Here is a 17,893-nt window from a genome sequence, read left to right as displayed (position 1 = left end):
CGGGGTGTCCTGACGGGGGAAGTCTCCGGGCTGCGCCCGGCTATGGACCTGCGTTCGCAAGTGACGTGTCTTTTGCCCCAGGGGCTATGCATGTCCATCTTTTCCACAAATCCCCGCCGGCTGATGTTGGCCCTGCTCTCGCTTTCAACCTGTCCGGCGGGCCTGCTTCACGCCCAGGAAACCACGCTCGACACCGTGGTGATCACCGGCCCGCCCACGCTGGGTTTTACCACTCCGGCCACATCTGGTAGCCGCCTCGGGGTGTCCGTGAAAGATATTCCCGCCTCGATCTCCGTGGTCACGGCTGTAACCATCGCCGCGCGCGGGCAGACTGATGTGGTCGAAGCTGTCACCCAAGACGTTCCCGGAGTGACCTCGGTCGCGGCGCCCGTGTTCGGCAGCGCCTATGCGCTGCGCGGATTCCAGGGCAACAATTCGGTGATGCAGCTCTATGACGGTACACGGCTTTTCCCCGGCCGGGGCAATATCAGCTTCCCCTTCGACAGCTGGCTCGTGGAGCGGATCGAAGTACTGCACGGGCCCGCATCGGTCATGCACGGCACCGGCGCCATCGGCGGAACGATCGACATCCAGCCCAAGCGTCCCTTCGCCGGTCCGATCCGGCAGGAGGTGGCTGCGCTGCTCGACAGCAACCTGCGCACACGGCTGGCCTATGACGCGGGCGGTTCGTTGAACGACCGGCTCAGTTTCCGCCTGAACGCCGTGGGCGACGCGTCGCAAGGCTGGGTCGACGATACCGACAGCCGCAATCTCGTCCTTTCCGGTGCACTGGCCTGGGAAGCGACGGACGAGGTGAAGGTCACGCTGAGCGGCGCCCATGCGGATCGCGAGCCACCCGCCTATTTCGGTACCCCCTTGCGGGACGGAACGATTGTCGAATCCTTCCGGGACAACAATTTCAACGTCTCGGACGCCGAAAATCGCTTCCGCGACAGCTGGATGCAGCTTCGCACGGAATGGACCCCCTCCGATACCGTCGGTGTGGAATGGGTGATCTACGGCATCGACAGCCGGCGAATCTTCCGCAATGCCGAAACCTATCTCTGGGATCCCGCGACGGATCTGGTCACCGTGGATGAATTCCGTCGCATCCGGCAGGATCAGTCTCAATTCGGTACGCGCGCTAACGTGCGGTTCAGCGGTGATGTGGCGGGGCGGAGCAACCAGCTGCTTCTGGGCTTCGACGTGAACCGCGCCAAATCCGACTTTGCCGATTTCGCGGCCTACGCCCCCCGCTTCGTCGATCCGTGGCACCCGGAGGTAGGCCGCTTTCCGCTGCCGGATGACTTGGTCCCCCGCTATCACTCCACCCTCAACCAGCATGCAGTGTTCGCCGAGGACCGGCTCGAGATCACCGATCGATGGGCGATCAGCGCCGGCCTGCGCTACGACTGGTTCACGGTGGAGCGTGAGGATCACATATCGGCCGCGAATGACTTCTCCGCCGATTTTGAGGGGCCGGGCGGCCGGCTGGGCCTGACCTTCGCACCGAATACCGCGACCGTCTTCTATGTCCAGATGTCCTATGCGACCGATCCGGTGAACCTGCCGCTGCTCGACTATTCCGCCTCCATGACGGATTTCGACATGACGACCGGTAGGCAGTTCGAACTGGGCGTCAAGCAATCGGTGTTCGAAGGGCGCGGGGAATGGTCGCTGGCGGTCTTCGATATCATCAAGCGCAACCTGCTGGTCTTCGACTCGGCGACCTTCGCCACGCAGCAGGTCGGGCGGCAATCCTCGCGAGGGGTAGAACTGGCCGGGGCGTTCCAGCTGTCCGACGACGTGAAGCTGGGCGGGAACGCCGCCTGGACGAGGGCGCGCTACGACGATTTCACCTCCATCAACTGGCTGACCTTCGAGGTGGAGGACTATTCCGGCAATGTGCCGATCCTGGTGCCGGAACTGTCGGGCAACCTGTGGGGGTCGTGGGATTTCGCTCCCGGATGGCGCGCGAACGGGTCTGTGCAGTTGATCGGAAAATCCTACTACGACTTCGCGAATACCACGAAGCGGGCGGGCTACGGTCTGGTTAACGTCGGCGTCGACTACGTGCCCGACGCGGCCTCCGTCTGGAGCCTGCGGGTGACGAACCTGCTCGACCGGGTCTATGCCGACTACCTGCGCACCGATCCGTCGACGGAGCGCGCGCAAGCCTTCCTGGGTCAGCCCCGCACGGTTGAGCTCGCCTATCGGCGGAAGTTCTGACCCTTGCCGACCGGGCTGATCGAAGAGCTGATGGCGGATCCGCGCTGCATCTGGAGCATGGGCGGGCCCGGCGCGGTGCTGGGTCTGGCGGGGGCCGATCTGGGCAGGCGGGGGGCGTTGCACCTGCGCCTGCCGCCCGACCTGCGCCCGTTGGCCTTCGAGGTGCTGAGTTCCGACCCGGAGGGCTGGAACCACGGCATCTCGCTTTGCCTGCCGGAGACGGTGTCGCACGCCGTCGAACGCGCCCCCGAGGGGGAGGTCGAGATTCCGACGGGGTCGCGACTGATCCGGCTCAGCCACCGCGGGCGGGACTGGATCGCGCGCGGCCCTCTGGGACGGCTGGAGGTCTGGGACCGCGATCCGCCGCTGCTCGGCGACACACGGCGCACCCATCCCGCCACCACGCCGGTCCCGGCGGGGCTGCTGCCGTTCGCCCATGCCTTTCCCGCCCATCCGTGCCGCCATCGCCCCGGCGTGGCGCGGCCTTTCGATGTAGAGGACCATGCCGCCTTCCAGCGTCTTCTGGCGCGGTTCGGGCCGCCCGATCTGGTGGCACTGAAGACGGCCGTACGGCGGGCGGTCCGGGCGGGGGAGGATCTGCCCGTTCCCGCCGGGCGCCATGGCCGGGCGCAACTTCGCGTGGCCCTGCGGCAGGAACGGCTGCTGGCGCCCTGCTTCCATCTCGACCGCCTCATTGTCCGGCACGACCCGCCGCTGGCCCGGCATCTGGGGATCGGGCTATGAACCGGCGCGCGGCGATTGCCGCTGCGCTGGCGCTGGCAGCTCATGCCCGCGCAGGCGGCGCCCTGTCGCCTGCGGGCGCCGGGGATACCGCGGGGGGCGTGGTTACTACGGAGCTCATCCTGACGGAAACCTGTCTCGCGCTCGGCCACGGCCCCGCCGCCATCGGTAATCGCGGGCTTTATCAGCGGCTGGTGCGAGATCCCGCCCCCGGCGCGGCGTTGGACCTCGGCCCGCTGAACGAGCCGAACCTCGAATTGCTGCGCCGTCTGGCCCCGCGGCTGATCCTTGCCGCCGCGTGGCAACAGGCGGCAGCGGGCCGGCTGGAGCGTATCGCCCCGGTCGAATGGCTGCAGACCCTGCCGCTGGAGGGCGCGCTGACGACGGCCCGCGCGCTGGCGGATCAGATGGCGCGCATTCTCGGCCGCGATTCCGGTCCGCTGCTGGCCCGGCTGGAGGATGCGCTGACCCCGCTCGGCGCGCAGCGGGCGCTGATCGTGCGGATGCTGGAGGATGGGCGGCACATGATCGTCTTCGGTCCGGGTTCGCTGCCGGGTGACGTGCTGTCGGCCATGGGGCTGACCAATGCCGCGACCGGCAGCATGATCTGGGGGGCGCGCAGCACGGGGCTGGATGAACTGGTGGACCGGGACGGCCCGGCGGTGCTGGCCATCGGCGGCGCCGGGTCCGCCGGTCCCTTCCTGGACGCGCTGTCCTTCAACCTTGCGGACCGGCTGCGGCCGCTGCCGCCAGTGTTTCCGGCGGGCGGCGTGGCCTCCGCCATCCGCCTTGCGACGGCGATCCGCGCGGCGATGGCATGATCCGCGTATTGATCCTGCTGCTCTGGCTGCCCGCGCTCTGGCTCTTCTGGCAGGAGGCGCGGGATCTCGCCCCCGCCGGAACCATCGCGGCGATGATCTGGCCGCAAGCCGGCGACGTGGGACAGATGATCCTCCACCTTTCGACGGCGCCCCGGCTGGTTGCGGCGCTGCTCTCCGGCGCGGGGCTGGCGCTTTGCGGGCTGCTGCTGCAACGCGTGCTGGGCAATCCCTTGGCGGAGCCCGCCACCCTCGGCCTCTTCGGCGGAGCGCAGCTGGCGCTCGGCCTCGCGCTGGTGGCCGCGCCCGGTCTGGCGGGCTGGGGGGCGGCCTTCGCGGGGGCGCTCCTTGCCTTCGCCCTGGTCATGGCGCTGTCGGCGCGGGCGGGATTCGGCGCGGGCGCGATCCTGCTGTCGGGACTGGTGACGGGGATCTGGCTCGGCGGCATCAATGCCATGCTGGCGCTCTTCAACCATCAGGTGATGGAGCAGCTTTTCCTGTGGCAGGCCGGGTCGCTGGTGCAGGCCGGCTGGATGTCCGCCGCGGGCATCGCCGTGGCACTGGCGCTGGCGGCGGGCATTGCGATGCTGGCCGCGCGCCCGCTGGCGCTGCTGGAACTGGGCGACGGCATGGCGCAGGGCTTGGGGCTGCGCATCGCTTTCTGGCACACGGCGCTGCTCCTGCCGGCGGTGCTGCTGGCGGCGACGGTGGCGGCGGGCGTGGGAGTAATCGGCTTCGTCGGGCTGATCGCCCCGGCGCTGGCCCGGCTGGGAGGGGCGCGGGGGCGGCGCCTACCCCTCGCCGCCATGGCGATCGGCGCCGGGTTGCTGGCGCTGGCCGATCAGGCGGTGCGGACGACGGGCCTGCCGGTGCCGGCAGGTGCGATCACCGCGCTGGTCGGCGCAGGAGTGTTGCTGTCGCTGTTGCGGCGCCTGCCTGCAGCGGCGCCCCGGCTGTCACCGCCCCGTCCGGCGCGCCGCGTGCGTCGGCCTGCGGTCGTGCTCTGTATGATGGCCGCGATGCTCGGCGGGCTGGTCTGGCTCTCCCTGTCGCTCGGCCGCTTCCCGGACGGATGGCTCTGGGACGGCGCAACCTATACAGACCTCCGCTGGCCAAGGATCGGCGTCTCGGTGGCCGCGGGCGCGGCGACCGCGATCGCAGGCGTGCTGATGCAGCGCCTGACGGCCAATCCGCTGGCCAGCCCGGAACTGCTGGGCGTGTCCTCCGGCGCGGCGCTCGGCCTGATCGGGGTGGTGGCACTTGGCGCGACGGGTCGCCCGGCGCTCGTGGCAGCAACCTTCGCCGGCGCCCTCCTCGCCGCCGTCGTGGCAGTGGCGCTCGCGGCGCGGCGGAGCTTCTCGCCGCTGCATTTGGTGCTGGCCGGGGTGGCGGGGGTCACGCTCCTCTCCGCGCTCACGTCGCTCCTGCTCGCTGGCGGAGACCCGCGGGCAGCGCTGCTCATGGGCTGGCTGGCCGGATCCACCTGGCGGGCGACGCCGGAGGATGCGATGTTTGCGCTTGCCGGGGCCGGAGCGCTTCTGGCGACGGTCCCGGCCTTTTCCCGCTGGCTGGCGATCCTGCCGCTCGGCGCGGAGGCGTCCCGGTCGCTGGGACTGGCGCTGCCGGTCGCGCGGGGAACGCTGGTCGGGCTGACAGCCGCGGGGTCCGCCATCGCGACGCTGGTGATGGGGCCGGTCGGTTTTCTGGGCCTGATGGCGCCGCAGATCGCCCGTGCCGCCGGCCTGACGACCCCGGCCGCCGGGCTGGCAGGGGCGGCGCTGGCAGGTGCAGCAGTCATGGTGGCGGCCGACTGGCTCGGGCGGATCGCGGCCTTTCCATGGCAGGTACCCGCGGGACTGATGGCGGCATTCCTGTCCGGGCTCTGGATTCTCCCCGGTCTGTTGAGGAAATGACGATGTTCGATCTCACCGATATCGCCTTCGTCGCGGGGGGTCGGCCCTTGCTGGAAGGGATTTCCCTGCGGTTGGACCGGGGGCTGCTCTATGGCGTCATCGGCGCGAATGGCGCGGGCAAGAGCACGCTTCTGCGACTGATGGCCGGGCAGGAACGGCCCACGCGAGGCGAGCTGCGGCTCGACGGTCTTCCGCTCGCCGCTCTCCCGGCCCGCCAACTGGCCCGGCGCATCGCCTTCCTGCCGCAGAGCCCACCGCCCGCCGGGGACATGTGTCTGGCGGAGCTGGTGGGTCTTGGGCGCTATCCCTGGACCGGACCGTTCCGCAGGCTCGGCGATACTGACCGGCGGGCGGTGGAGCATGCGATGGGCGCGGCAGGCCTTGCTGGGATGGGGGAGCAGCTGGTGGCTACCCTTTCGGGCGGGGAACGGCAGCGAGGCTGGATTGCGATGATGCTGGCGCAATCCGCCGGCTGCCTGCTGATGGACGAGCCCACCGCCGCGCTGGATTTGCGTTACCAGGTGGAGGTGCTGACGCTCCTGCGCAGCCTGGCGCAGCGGCCAGAGGCGATGGCGGTCGTAGTGCTTCACGACATCAACCTCGCCGCGCGCTTCTGCGACCGGCTGATCGGAATGGCGCAGGGGCGTATCGTCGCGGAAGGGCGGGTGGAGGAGGTGATGCGCCCGGAGATCCTGCAGCGCATCTATGGCCTGCCGCTCCGCGTCATCCCCGATCCCCAGACCGGCAGCCCGATCGCACTGTATTAGCTGTTTGATCACACGGTTTGAGGGCGCGATGCCTTCTTGGGACTGGAAGGAACCGCGCCAGGCAGCGTACCGATGGTAGCGGTCTCAGATCGGTGGTTTCAGGACTTCCACTCCGGCACGACTGACTGAGCGATGGACCGGTCCAGTACTTCGAAGGCATTGAGGCCGATCACATCGTAGAGTTCCGCGCGGGTCTGCATTTCCTGTATCATCGCCGTAGTGGCGCCGTCGCGGGCGAGCGCCGTGTAGAGCCGCTCCTGCGCCTTGTTGGCGACGCGAAGCGAGGAGACCGGCCAGATCACCATGTCGTAGCCCAGATCCTCGAACTCCTGCGCGGTGAGCACGGGCGTGCGGCCGAATTCGGTCATGTTGGCCAGCAGCTTCACCCCCGGCAGGCGGGCGCGCACTTCCCTGAACATTTCCACGCTGGTCAGTGCCTCCGGGAAGATCGCGTCAGCCCCGGCTTCGACATACATCTTCGCCCGCTCCACGGCCCCTTCGATGCCCTCGGACGCCGCCGCATCTGTCCGGGCCATCACGACCAGATCGCGCCGGGCACGAGCGGCGGCGGCAACCTTGGCCGCCATGTCCTGCGCGGAGGCGAGCTTCTTGTCGTTCAGATGTCCGCATTTCTTCGGCAACAGCTGGTCCTCCAGATGTACGGCCCCCGCGCCCGCCTCCTCGAACACACGGACCATATGCATGACGTTCAGCGCCTCGCCATAACCGGTGTCGCCATCCACCAGCAGGGGCAGGCCGGAGGCCCGCGCGATCTGGCGGATGAAGAAGGCGACCTCATCCACCGTGATGATGCCCAGATCAGGCAGACCCATGGAGGCCGTCATCGCGGCACCGGAGAGATAGAGTGCGTCGAACCCCGCAGCCTTTGCCTGCAACGCCGCTTGTCCGTTATGCGCGCCGGGCATCCGGAGAATGCCGGGCCGGTCCAGCGCCGCGCGGAACCGCGCTCCAGCCGTTGCGCGCGGCAGATCGTCTGCAATCAGATAGGGCATCTCAGGCCTCCGAAGGCGGCGCCAGCAGGCCGCGCTTATCGATGGGGGTGAAGGCGCGGTTGTCCGGCCCGATATAGTTGGCAGAGGGGCGGATGATCTTGTTGTCCTGCCGCTGTTCGATCACATGCGCGCCCCAGCCGGAGGTGCGCGAGATCACAAAGATCGGCGTGAACATCGCGGTCGGCACGCCCAGAAGGTGGTAGGACACCGCCGAATACCAGTCGAGGTTCGGGAACATCCGCTTTTCTTCCATCATCACCGTCTCGATCCGCTCGGCGATGTCAAACATCCGCATGGAGCCGGAGGCGGTGGAGAGCTGCTTCGCCACCCGTTTGATGACCACGTTGCGCGGGTCGGCGATGGTATAGACCGGGTGGCCGAAGCCGATGATGACCTCCCGCGCCGCCATGCGGGCACGGATGTCCGCCTCCGCCTCATCCGCGTCGGCATAGCGCTTCTGGATCTCGAAGGCGACCTCGTTCGCGCCGCCGTGCTTCGGCCCGCGCAGCGCGCCGATGGCGCCTGCGATGGCAGAATACACATCCGACCCGGTGCCCGCGATGGTCCGTGCGGTGAAGGTGGAGGCGTTGAACTCATGCTCGGCATAGAGGTTCAGCGTGGTGTGCATCGCCCGCACTTCGGCGGCCGAGGGCGCGATTCCGTGCAGCAGGTGCAGGAAATGGCCCGCAACGGTATCGTCCTCCGTCTCCACGTCGATCCGACGGCCGTTCTGGGCGTAGTGGTGCCAGTAGAGCAGCATTGAGCCCTGCGCCGCAATCAGCCGGTCCACGATGTCGCGCGCGCCGGGTAGGTTGTGGTCATGCGCCTCGGGCAGCACGCAGCCCAATGCGCTGACCCCGGAGCGCAGCACATCCATCGGATGTGCGGCGGCGGGGATCGCCTCCAGCGTGTCGCGCACCGCCTTTGGAAGGCCCCGGAGGGCCTTCAGCTTCGCCTTGTAGGCGCGCAGTTCAGGGGCGGTGGGCAGCGCGCCGTGCACCAGCAGATACGCCACTTCCTCGAATTCACAGGCCTCGGCAATGTCGAGGATGTCGAAGCCACGATAATGCAGGTCATTGCCCGACTGTCCCACCGAACACAGCGCGGTATTGCCGGCAACCACCCCGGAGAGGGCCACGGATTTCTTCGGTTTCAGCATGGAGCCGCTCATCTGATCCCTCATTTCCAGTCGAATATGCCGTGTGGACGGGGCGCACCCAGCCTCTCCGCGTCCACGGTGAAGTTGAGCGCCCCGAGATCCCCCGCCTTCAGCGTTGCCAGTGCCGCCGCCGCGTCGAGGAACCGCTGCTGCTCGCCCCCCGCGCTGATTCCGTCTGAGAGGGTGAGGAATTTGCGCACGTAATTCTCGCGCTCGAAGGGGCGCGCGCCATCGGGATGGGCATCGGCCAGTGCGAGTTCGTCGGTGATGACCCGCCCGTCCTTCAGCGTGACCACCACGCGGCCGCCAAAGGCCTTCTCCTTCGGATCGCGGGCGTGATAGCGGCGCGTCCACTCCGGGTCTTCGGTAGTAGAGACCTTGCGCCAGAGCGCCACGGTCTCCGGGCGGTTGGCCCGATCCGGCGCATAGGATTTCTCGTGGTGCCAGCCGCCATCCTCCAGCGCCACGGCGAAGATATACATGATCGAATGGTCCAGCGTCTCGCGGCTGGCCTTCGGGTCCATTTTCTGCGGGTCGTTCGCGCCGGTACCGATCACATGATGGGTATGGTGGCTGGTGTGGATCACGATGCTGTCGATCTGCGTCAGATCGCCGATCTGCGGACCCATGCGGCGGGCAAGGTCGATCAGCGCCTGGCTTTGGTATTCCGCCGAATGCTCCTTGGTATAGGTGTCGAGGATCGCGCGCTTCGCCTCTCCTCTGCCGGGCAGCGGCACCTGATAACGCGCGTTCGGGCCGGAGAGCAGCCAGGCGATGAAGCCGTCCTCGCCCTCCCACGCCGGGGACGGCGCGCCTTCGCCACGCATCACCCGATCCACCGCCTCGATCGCCATCTTGCCCGCAAAAGCGGGGGCATAGGCCTTCCAGCTCGAAATCTCGCCCTTGCGGCTTTGCCGCGTGGTGGTGGTGACATGCAGCGCCTGCTGCACCGCCTGATAGATCGTCTCCGTGGAAAGGCCCAGCAGTGTGCCGATCCCCGCCGCCGCCGACGGACCGAGATGCGCGATATGGTCGATCTTGTGCTCATGCAGGCAGATGCCGCGCACGAGGTTCACCTGAATCTCATAGCCCGTCGCCAGCCCCCGGATCAGCTCGGCCCCGGAACGCCCTGTATGCTGCGCCACCGCCAGAATGGGAGGGATGTTGTCGCCGGGGTGGGAATAGTCGGCGGCCAGGAAGGTGTCGTGGAAATCGAGTTCCCGCACCGCCGTGCCATTCGCCCAGGCCGCCCATTCGGGGCTCACCCGGTCATTGGCCAGACCGAACACCGTGGCGCCCGGCGCCATCGGATGGCAGAGCGCCTGCGCCCGCGCCGAGGCCACCGGACGGCGCGCGAGCGAGGCTGCGGCGACGGCGGCGTTGTCGATGATCCGGTTGATGATCATCTCGGTGACTTCCGGCAACACCTCCACCGGGTCGGCGGCGACTTCGGCGATCTTCCACGCAAGCTGGTCTTCGCGCGGCAGGTGTTCGGCCGATTTGTAGGTCCGCATATCATGGGTGTTCATTGCGTCTGTCCTTCGTTGTACTTGTTTCGGGCAAGGCGCTGCGGGCGGCCCGCTGCATCCACCGCCACCATCTCGAATTGGCCGGAAAGCGCCGCGCGCGGTGCCGGGTCACCGATCCCGTCGGCAAAGCCGCTGACCTCCACCGTCATGGAACTGCGGCCGGTGCGGATCACTCGCGCGCTCAGCTCCAGCATATCGCCGACCCGCACCGGGGTGGCGAAGTCGATCCGTTCGGAGCGCGCCATGACCACGGAAGTTCCGGCATGACGGGTGGCGGCGACAAAGGCGGCCTTCGCCATCAGCGCCAGCGCATTGCCCCCGAACAGCGTCCCATAGTGGTTCGCAGCATCGGGAAAGATCATCTCGATCAGCCTGACGTCGGGTTGAGAGTGCATGGCGATAACCTTCGCAGGGTTGGCATGCAGACCTTTCCACAGCCACAATGAAGCAGTAAACTGCTGAATATGCGTGGGTTTGCGAATGATAATCCTGCGAATTGCGAAGGTTGCGAAGATGAGCAAGGCCTATATGGGCGTAAGGCTGCGCCGCTTGCGCGAGGAACGCGGGCTGACGCAGGCTGCCCTTGCCCGCGCGCTGGAGATCAGCCCGAGCTACCTCAACCAGATCGAACAGGACGCGCGGCCGATCACCGTTCCGGTGCTGTTGAAGCTCAATGCCGCCTTCGGATTGGACGTGCAGATCTTCTCCGATGCCGATGAGACGCGGCTGATCACTGATCTGCGCGGGGCGCTGGCCGATCAGGGCACAGCCGTCTCGCTGGCAGAGGTTCGGGAAATCGCCTCGAAAATGCCCGGGGTGGCACGGTCGATCATCGCCATGCAGCAAACGCTGAAGGAGACCTCCGAACGCGCAGACCTTTTCGCCGGGCAGATCACCGCCAGCCCGGGCCACGCCCCCACCGCCTACGAGGCGGTGCGCGACTGGTTCTACGAGCGGCGCAATCACGTGCCCGAGCTGGACCGCGCGGCCGAGGCGATCGGTGACGGGCTCGGGCCGGGGCGCATGAGCGCCGGGCTGATCGACCGGCTGGCGGGGCGACACGGGATCCGCATCGCGCAAGGTATGAACGATACCCTGCGCCGCTACGATCCCGCCGCACGGGTGCTCCATCTCGCCGCCGATCTGACGCCTGGCCAGATCGCCTTTCAGATCGCCACGCAACTAGCCTTTCTGGAACAGGGAGAAACCATCGCCCGCCTCTCCGCCGATCCGAAGCTCACACCGGACGCCGCCGCCCTGCTGCGCATCGGGTTGGCCAACTACTTCGCAGGTGCCCTCATCCTGCCCTATCGCGCATTCCTGGAGGCGGCGGAGGCAGTAAGATATGACATAGAGCTCCTGTCACGCCGCTTCGGCGTCGGGTTCGAGACCACATGCCACCGCCTGTCCACCCTGCAACGCCCCGACGCGCGGGGCGTGCCTTTCTTCTTCATCCGCGTGGACCGGGCCGGAAACATCTCGAAGCGCCAGTCGGCGACCGACTTCCACTTCTCCCGCATCGGCGGATCGTGCCCGCTGTGGAATATCTACGAGGCATTTGCCCGGCCCGGCACCATCCTGCGGCAGGTGGCACAGATGCCGGATGGGCGCAGCTACCTCTGGATCGCACGCATGGTGCAAACCGGACAGGGCGGCTTCGGTGCGCCGGTCAAGACCTTCGCCGTGGCGCTCGGCTGCGACCTTGCCCATGCCGAGCGGCTGGTCTATGCGCGCGGCATGGACCTGAAGAACCCGGAGACCGCCGCGCGGATCGGCCCCGGCTGCAAGCTCTGCGAGCGCCTGGATTGCCCGCAGCGCGCCTTTCCGATGGTGAGCCGGCCCCTGGCCGTCCGCTCCGGCCAGGCACGCTTTGCCCCCTACTCAGGGACGACCGAGCTATGATATCCATGCCGCGTTCCGAGTTGACGGCATACACTAACAGGTTGCCGAAAAAGGCTTTCGGGTCCGTGTTGAAGCGGAAATCGGTCGCAAACTGGTTAAATCCAGCCGAAAACCTACAAAGTTGGGTTATTTCTCGGCTGATTTCCCGATTTCAGAGCACGGGCATGACGCTTCAGGACTTTTTCAGCAGCCTGCTCAACGGGACCACCGCGACGGCCAGCCCATCATTCGCAGGTTTTTAAGCCGAGACCTCCCGCCGGATGATTTCGGCACCTGCACTGAGCGCCTTGAGCTTTCCCCGTGCAACCTCACGTGAGAGCGGTGCCATGCCGCAGTTCGTGCAGGGGTAAAGCTTTTCAACATCCACGAACCGAAGCGCCCTGCGCAAGGTATCGGCCACCTCCTCCGGGGTTTCGACGGTGGTGCTTGCCACATCAATAGCCCCGACCATTACCTTCTTGCCGCGCAGAAGCTCGATCAGTTCCATCGGAACATGCGAGTTGTGGCATTCCAGCGAAACCAGATCGACATTGGACGCCTGAAGTTTGGGAAACGTCTCTTCATACTGGCGCCATTCCGAGCCCAGCGTTTTCTTCCAATCGGTATTGGCCTTGATGCCGTAGCCATAACAGATATGGACAGCCGTTTCGCACCTGAGCCCTTCAATCGCCCTTTCCAGAGCGGCAATGCCCCAATCGTTCACCTCGTCAAAGAAAACGTTGAACGCAGGTTCGTCGAACTGGATGATGTCGACCCCGGCGGCTTCAAGCTCGCGCGCTTCCTGATTGAGGATCACGGCAAACTCCCAAGCGAGTTTTTCGCGGCTCTTGTAGTGCGCATCATAAAGCGTGTCGATCATCGTCATGGGCCCGGGCAAAGCCCATTTGATACGACCTTCGGTCTGCTGCCGCAGGAACCTGGCATCCTCCACGAATACCGGCTTTTCGCGGGACACGGCACCCACCACCGTTGGCACGCTCGCATCGTAGCGATTGCGGATCCTCACGGTTTCGCGTTTCTCGAAATCGACGCCGTCGAGATGTTCGATGAAGGTCGTGACAAAATGCTGGCGGGTCTGTTCTCCATCGCTGACGATATCGATCCCCGCGCGCTCCTGCTCGGCCAGGGTCAAGAGAAGAGCGTCCTGTTTGCCAGCAATCAACTCCTCACCTTCAAGTTTCCAGGGGGACCAGAGCTTTTCCGGCTCTGCCAGCCAGGACGGTTTGGGGAGACTGCCGGCAGTCGATGTGGGGAGCAATTTAGTCATGCGTCGTAACCTTGTGATTTGTCAGTCGTTCAAGCGGCGAATTGCATGGACCACTCATCCAGAATGGCCCCATACGGCTTTATGAAGTGCTCTTCGGCGAATTTTCCTTGCTGGACAGCCAGCCGGCTGCGCTCCTCCCGGTCGTAAACAATACCGGTCAGCGAATGGTCCGGCTGCTGGAGACTCGGTGAAAAGACCTGCCCCGCCGCTGAATTGGCGTTATATATCTCCGGCCGGTAAATCCTCTGGAAGGTCTCCATCGTGGCGATGGTGCCGATCAGTTCGAGATTGGTGTAATCGTTGAGCAGGTCACCGAAGAAGTAGAATGCCAGCGGTGCCGCGCTGTTCGGCGGCATGAAGTAGCGCACCTGCATTCCCATCTTCCTGAAATACTGCTCGGTCAGAGAGGCTTCGTTCGTTTGGTATTCAAACCCCAGAATGGGGTGCTGATTTGCCGTCCGCCGGTAGGTCTTGTCGTGCGAGACACTGAGACAGATCACGGGCAGCTTCAGGAAATATGCCTTGTAGGCGTCGGAGGTGACGAAGCTCTTGAACAGCTTGCCGTGCAGATCCCCGAAATCGTCAGGAATGCCGCAGCCGCCGCATCCAGGCAGCCGGACGCTGAAGTCATAATCCCGCACATAGGAAGAGAAGTTGTTCCCGACGATCCCGTCGATCCGCGCAGCCGTCTTGCGGTCGAGGATCGTCGTCTTCAGCATCTCGATTGCCGGGAACGCCCGCCCAGTGCAGTCGATCTCCAGATCGACGGACACAATGTCCAGTTCAATGCCGTAGCGGTCGTTGCGCGGGTTATCCCACTGGGCCAAGGCGTTGAAGCGATTTTCGATCATCCGCAGCGCGTTCTGCAGGTTCTCCTGACGGCTCTCGCCCCTCGCCAGATTGGCGAAATTGGTGGTGAGACGCGTGCTGTCGGAGGGTTTGTAATCTTCGTCAAAGGGAAGAGTCTTGATGGAGAAGCTGAAGTCTCTGGTCATGGAATCTGGTCTCCTGCCTTGGCCTGAGGCCGTTTCATGCATGCTCAGGTGGCGTCCGAGATGGTTCTCAAACGAGCGCGATGAGCGGTCTTCATGGGCCGGTGGTTCGGGCAACACGTGACATATGCCCGACCCAAAACATGAAGAAAAATGATATTACGTCAGAAAAACATGACTACCTGTCATGTTCTGGCCAGCCCCATGCAGCTAAGCCCGCATGGGTCTTTCTGCGCATTCATGCGAGCGAAAGCGGAAGGTCCCCAGAAAGATACCCGTATCGGGTCAGATCTCGACGCTCTTGGCCAAATCGATGAAGCCGTCGAGATAGGTGGCCGCCCTGCCTGTGCGGTGCCCGAGATGGATGGACTTCGCGATCCCCTCGCCGATCCGCACCCCTTTCACCCCTTTGACCTCGCGCAACAGCCAGTCGGGCGTCGCGCTGACAGCGCGGCCCGAGGCCACCAGCCGTAACATCAGATCAGTCGTCTCCACCGTGCGGTGACGCCGCGGCAGGGCATGGGCAGGCACCAGGAAGTGGGTGTAGATATCCAGCCTCTCGCGAGCGACCGGATAAGTGATCAGGGTCTCGCGCGCCAGATCCTCGGGTGCAACCTGCTGTTTCTGCGCCAAGGGATGGGTCTCGGCCACCGCCAGAACCAGTTCATAGTCGAAGACAGCTTCGTATTCGACGCCCGGACGCTTGATCGGATCAGGAGTGACAAGAATGTCGATCTCATGGCCCAGTAGCGCCGCCAGCCCGCCGAACTGAAAGGCCGTGGTAACATCCAGATCGACATCCGGCCATTCCGCCAGAAACGGATCGACCACCCGCATGAGCCAATCCTGGCAGGGGTGACATTCCATCCCGACCCGGATCGCGCCACGACGTCCGCGAGCATAGTGATCGAGAACGATCGCGCCATGTTCGAGCTGTGGCAGTACCCGCATCGCCAGCCCCAGAAGATAGTCGCCGGCAAGTGTCAGGCGCAACTTGTGCCCCTCGCGCTCCCAGAGTTTGACGCCATAGCGCTCCTCGAAGCGGCGAATGGCATGGCTGACGGCCGATTGGGTCAGGTTCAGCCGATCGGCGGCCTGGGTCAGGCTCCCCGTCCGGTCAATCTCCCGCAGAATGGCCAGAGGCTGGATGTCGATCATTGGTATGACTCTCTGTCATATAGATATTGTCTTACGCCACTCTAACGTCATATCCAAATGACTACAGTCTGAACAGAGGGATGGCTCTGGCACCGGGGCCACGAAAGAATCGTATCTCCAAGCCGTTGGCCTCGGTGGACTGCCTGATCCGGTTTTCAGTCCTCAGATCCCGAATACGCGAAAATTCGCCTGTGTTGTCAGTCACGAGAATTGCACCGGCGGCGTAGGTTGAACCGTGATCAGCAGATCGTTTGGACAAATGGGCTTGCCAGCGGCCTCGAGCTTGGACCGGATGCTGCCATGCTCCGTGTCAGCCGGGACATCGGACGCTAGAATTTTCACGCTGCCCAGTATGGCCTCGACATGCGTCAAAAGTTTCGCGGACCCTTTCCTCGCACAACCATATCGCGGTTCTGCCGTCATGGTGCTTACGCCGTTCCCCTTCCTGAAGTCGATGCCCTTGCCTCCGGTCAGCGCCAGTACCTCGTGCTTGACCCCATGGGCTGTGCCTTGATCGCTCCGGCGTCGACTCTCGGCAGTTCGTGCAGGGATAAGGCTTTCCGGCATCCACGAACTATAGCGTCCCGCGCAAGGCAGGCGCGCTCCGCATTTGCTGTCGTCTGAGCGGTATGCGATGCTGGATCGCGAGAAGGGTGGAGGGCGCGGGCTATAGTGCTGACTGGACTCCCGTTTACATCGTTCGATACGACCGCCATGACGTCCCGTCCTCCTCCGATCTGTGGCGGGAGGTGGTGCGCGGCGACTATGACCTCTCCGCCTCGGATCGCGCGCAGCCGAGCCTGCGGATCTCGACGGGGCTTTGGGAAGGCCGGAGGCTCGTGGCCGGTTATTGCCGTTGCGAGGCAGGGCGGGTGGATCGGCCCGGCGCGCTGCGGGCGAACGCCGGACGGTTCCTGAAGCTGCGCCGGTTCAGCAGGGAGAGGTTCGCCTCATCCATGGCGGCATGACGACGGTGATCGGCCCGGGCGCTGTGCACGCTGCAGGGCCATCACCAGCAAAACGCGCGTATGCGCGCAATGGGATGCACCACGCACGCTGATCAAACAGGCCTGGAAGCAGATGGCACCGCCAAGATCCGCATGCAGGCGGCCGCCTTGGCATCCATTGGACAGGCGCCTGCGCCATTGGAGAAAATCGCGCGCAGTGTGCAATCAGGTGACAGCAGCAATGCCGAGGCGCAGGCGGCGCGGATATACTGGCCCATGATGATTGGCAAGACCTTCCGTCGCAATGCCGACTTGCCCGACATCAACGCCTTGCTGAACTACGGATACACCGTGCTGCGCGCCGCCACATCTCGCGCTGTCACCGCTGGCGAATTGCATCCCACCATTGGCCTGTTCCACTCCAATCGCGCCAATGCCTTCCCGATGACCTGATGGAGCCGTTCCGCCCGTTGGTCGATCTGTCGGCGCGCGCCATAGCCGCCAGGAACGGACCCGAAGTCACGCCTGAAGCTAAGCGCCATATGGCCGATCTGATCGCGCTTGACCTTACGCTGGCCGGCGAGAGTAGCTCGGTCTCAGTCGCCCTCTCGTGCCCCGCAACCTCACTCGCGCAGAGCTTCGAGGCAAGGCGCTTGTCGCTCGCTCTGCCCGAACCCCACGCGGCACTGACGCTCGCAGGCCTGAGCGCGTGAGCGGGCCGGCGACTTTTCTCAGCGGATATCGTTTGATGTGGATCCTTGTATGTTCGACCTGCCGACCGACACCAAATCGCAGCGCAAAGCTGCGTAGAGTTTCGCAATTTCTTACTGGACGAGGGGTTCGAGCGCAGCCAGTTCTCGATCTATGCGCGCTTCATTAACGGAAAGGAGGCCTTCGAAACCCGCATTCGGCGTATCGAGCGTGCCCTGCCCGCCCATGGCGACGTTCAGATTCTATCCATAACCGATCGCCAGTATCGCGACATAGTCCATTTTTCGGACCAAGGCCGACGGTCCGCTCGAGGAAATCCCTCCCAACTGGTGCTGTTTTGACCAGATTCCGTCATTTTCACTACACTAGATCCACCCTTTTTCCTTATTACTATAAGGCTTTGCGGCGGAATCGAGTGTAGCCATTCAGAAGTCGCGGTCCAGCAGCAACCTTTACCCTCCTTTTCCTGCTCCCTGCCCTAGTGTCTCGCCCTGGGCCTGACCCTCCGGGCCGGGTGCGAATTCCGCGCGCACCAGGAAGCTCTCCGGATCCTTGGCTCGATAACAACCTCCTGCGCCGGAGACAGGCAGACGATTTGCCTTGAGGAACTTCGCCTGCGTATTCTGGAGGCTATGATGATCGGGCAACTGCCATCGGGACCTGCTCCAAACAAGGCGGTGGCTCCCAAAGCACGCGGTCCGTCCCCCCAACTTCCACGGCTCGCTCTGAACCGCGCCGGGTTTTCCT

General features: G+C 65.0%; 16 protein-coding genes. 9 read left to right on the top strand and 7 right to left on the bottom strand.

Features of this window, described 5'->3' with window-relative positions; genetic code table 11:
* Window positions 1-90 precede the first annotated feature (90 nt).
* Genes CDV49_RS11870 through CDV49_RS11850 form a run of 5 tightly spaced genes read left to right on the top strand, consistent with a single transcriptional unit; the run spans window position 91 to window position 6,468 of the window.
* The gene (locus tag CDV49_RS11870) at window positions 91-2,229 is read left to right on the top strand and encodes a TonB-dependent receptor (RefSeq protein WP_179209186.1); all 2,139 of its coding nucleotides are present in this window, start codon (window positions 91-93) and stop codon (window positions 2,227-2,229) included.
* A 3-nt stretch (window positions 2,230-2,232) separates the two neighbouring features.
* Window positions 2,233-2,973, top strand: a complete 741-nt coding sequence (locus CDV49_RS11865) for a DUF6925 family protein (RefSeq protein ID WP_088215657.1) — start codon at window positions 2,233-2,235, stop codon at window positions 2,971-2,973.
* On the top strand, window positions 2,970-3,791 hold the full coding sequence (locus tag CDV49_RS11860) for an ABC transporter substrate-binding protein (protein WP_088215656.1): 822 nt from the start codon (window positions 2,970-2,972) through the stop codon (window positions 3,789-3,791). Before CDV49_RS11865 ends, CDV49_RS11860 begins: the two co-directional genes overlap by 4 nt.
* The gene (locus CDV49_RS11855) at window positions 3,788-5,701 is read left to right on the top strand and encodes an iron ABC transporter permease (protein ID WP_088215655.1); all 1,914 of its coding nucleotides are present in this window, start codon (window positions 3,788-3,790) and stop codon (window positions 5,699-5,701) included. Before CDV49_RS11860 ends, CDV49_RS11855 begins: the two co-directional genes overlap by 4 nt.
* A 2-nt stretch (window positions 5,702-5,703) precedes the next feature.
* Complete coding sequence (locus CDV49_RS11850) at window positions 5,704-6,468, top strand: ABC transporter ATP-binding protein (RefSeq protein WP_256947320.1); 765 nt, start codon at window positions 5,704-5,706, stop codon at window positions 6,466-6,468.
* Window positions 6,469-6,566: 98 nt separating this feature from the next.
* Here CDV49_RS11850 and prpB read toward each other — a convergent pair whose 3' ends face one another.
* The 4 genes from prpB to CDV49_RS11830 are packed head-to-tail and all read right to left on the bottom strand — an operon-like array spanning window position 6,567 to window position 10,564.
* The gene (gene prpB / locus CDV49_RS11845; protein ID WP_088215653.1) at window positions 6,567-7,481 is read right to left on the bottom strand and encodes a methylisocitrate lyase; all 915 of its coding nucleotides are present in this window, start codon (window positions 7,479-7,481) and stop codon (window positions 6,567-6,569) included.
* A gap of 1 nt (window position 7,482) precedes the next feature.
* Window positions 7,483-8,652, bottom strand: a complete 1,170-nt coding sequence (gene prpC, locus CDV49_RS11840; RefSeq protein ID WP_088215652.1) for a bifunctional 2-methylcitrate synthase/citrate synthase — start codon at window positions 8,650-8,652, stop codon at window positions 7,483-7,485.
* An 8-nt stretch (window positions 8,653-8,660) separates the two neighbouring features.
* On the bottom strand, window positions 8,661-10,169 hold the full coding sequence (locus CDV49_RS11835) for an MmgE/PrpD family protein (RefSeq protein ID WP_088215651.1): 1,509 nt from the start codon (window positions 10,167-10,169) through the stop codon (window positions 8,661-8,663).
* A complete protein-coding gene (locus CDV49_RS11830; protein ID WP_088215650.1) occupies window positions 10,166-10,564 on the bottom strand; it encodes an acyl-CoA thioesterase in 399 nt (132 codons plus the stop codon). Before CDV49_RS11830 ends, CDV49_RS11835 begins: the two co-directional genes overlap by 4 nt.
* A gap of 118 nt (window positions 10,565-10,682) precedes the next feature.
* Here CDV49_RS11830 and CDV49_RS11825 point away from each other — a divergent pair, with 118 nt between their 5' ends.
* Window positions 10,683-12,071 carry a short-chain fatty acyl-CoA regulator family protein gene (locus CDV49_RS11825; protein ID WP_088215702.1) on the top strand — a complete coding sequence of 463 codons (1,389 nt, stop codon included), beginning with the start codon at window positions 10,683-10,685 and terminating at the stop codon, window positions 12,069-12,071.
* 238 nt (window positions 12,072-12,309) lie between these two features.
* Here the strand turns inward: CDV49_RS11825 and CDV49_RS11820 are convergent, their stop codons facing one another.
* The 3 genes from CDV49_RS11820 to CDV49_RS11810 all read right to left on the bottom strand — a co-directional run bounded on the left by CDV49_RS11820 (window position 12,310) and on the right by CDV49_RS11810 (window position 15,488).
* Window positions 12,310-13,338 carry a methionine synthase gene (locus CDV49_RS11820; protein WP_088215649.1) on the bottom strand — a complete coding sequence of 343 codons (1,029 nt, stop codon included), beginning with the start codon at window positions 13,336-13,338 and terminating at the stop codon, window positions 12,310-12,312.
* Between the two features lie 29 nt (window positions 13,339-13,367).
* Window positions 13,368-14,333: a DUF1852 domain-containing protein gene (locus tag CDV49_RS11815; protein ID WP_088215648.1), complete on the bottom strand. Its 966-nt coding sequence runs from the start codon at window positions 14,331-14,333 to the stop codon at window positions 13,368-13,370.
* A gap of 282 nt (window positions 14,334-14,615) precedes the next feature.
* A complete protein-coding gene (locus tag CDV49_RS11810; RefSeq protein WP_088215647.1) occupies window positions 14,616-15,488 on the bottom strand; it encodes a LysR family transcriptional regulator in 873 nt (290 codons plus the stop codon).
* Window positions 15,489-16,117: 629 nt separating this feature from the next.
* Here CDV49_RS11810 and CDV49_RS11800 point away from each other — a divergent pair.
* The 3 genes from CDV49_RS11800 to cas2 all read left to right on the top strand — a co-directional run bounded on the left by CDV49_RS11800 (window position 16,118) and on the right by cas2 (window position 17,487).
* Window positions 16,118-16,456 carry a hypothetical protein gene (locus CDV49_RS11800; RefSeq protein WP_088215646.1) on the top strand — a complete coding sequence of 113 codons (339 nt, stop codon included), beginning with the start codon at window positions 16,118-16,120 and terminating at the stop codon, window positions 16,454-16,456.
* A 60-nt stretch (window positions 16,457-16,516) separates the two neighbouring features.
* Window positions 16,517-16,888: a CRISPR-associated endonuclease Cas1 gene (locus CDV49_RS20905; RefSeq protein WP_256947319.1), complete on the top strand. Its 372-nt coding sequence runs from the start codon at window positions 16,517-16,519 to the stop codon at window positions 16,886-16,888.
* A 305-nt stretch (window positions 16,889-17,193) separates the two neighbouring features.
* On the top strand, window positions 17,194-17,487 hold the full coding sequence (gene cas2, locus CDV49_RS21090; protein ID WP_256947318.1) for a CRISPR-associated endonuclease Cas2: 294 nt from the start codon (window positions 17,194-17,196) through the stop codon (window positions 17,485-17,487).
* Window positions 17,488-17,893 lie beyond the last annotated feature (406 nt).

Source organism: Haematobacter genomosp. 1 (genome assembly GCF_002196855.1).
In the GTDB taxonomy this organism is placed as follows: domain Bacteria; phylum Pseudomonadota; class Alphaproteobacteria; order Rhodobacterales; family Rhodobacteraceae; genus Haematobacter.
Note: the sequence above shows the minus strand (reverse complement) of the source record. Positions and strands in the feature narration are given on the sequence as shown.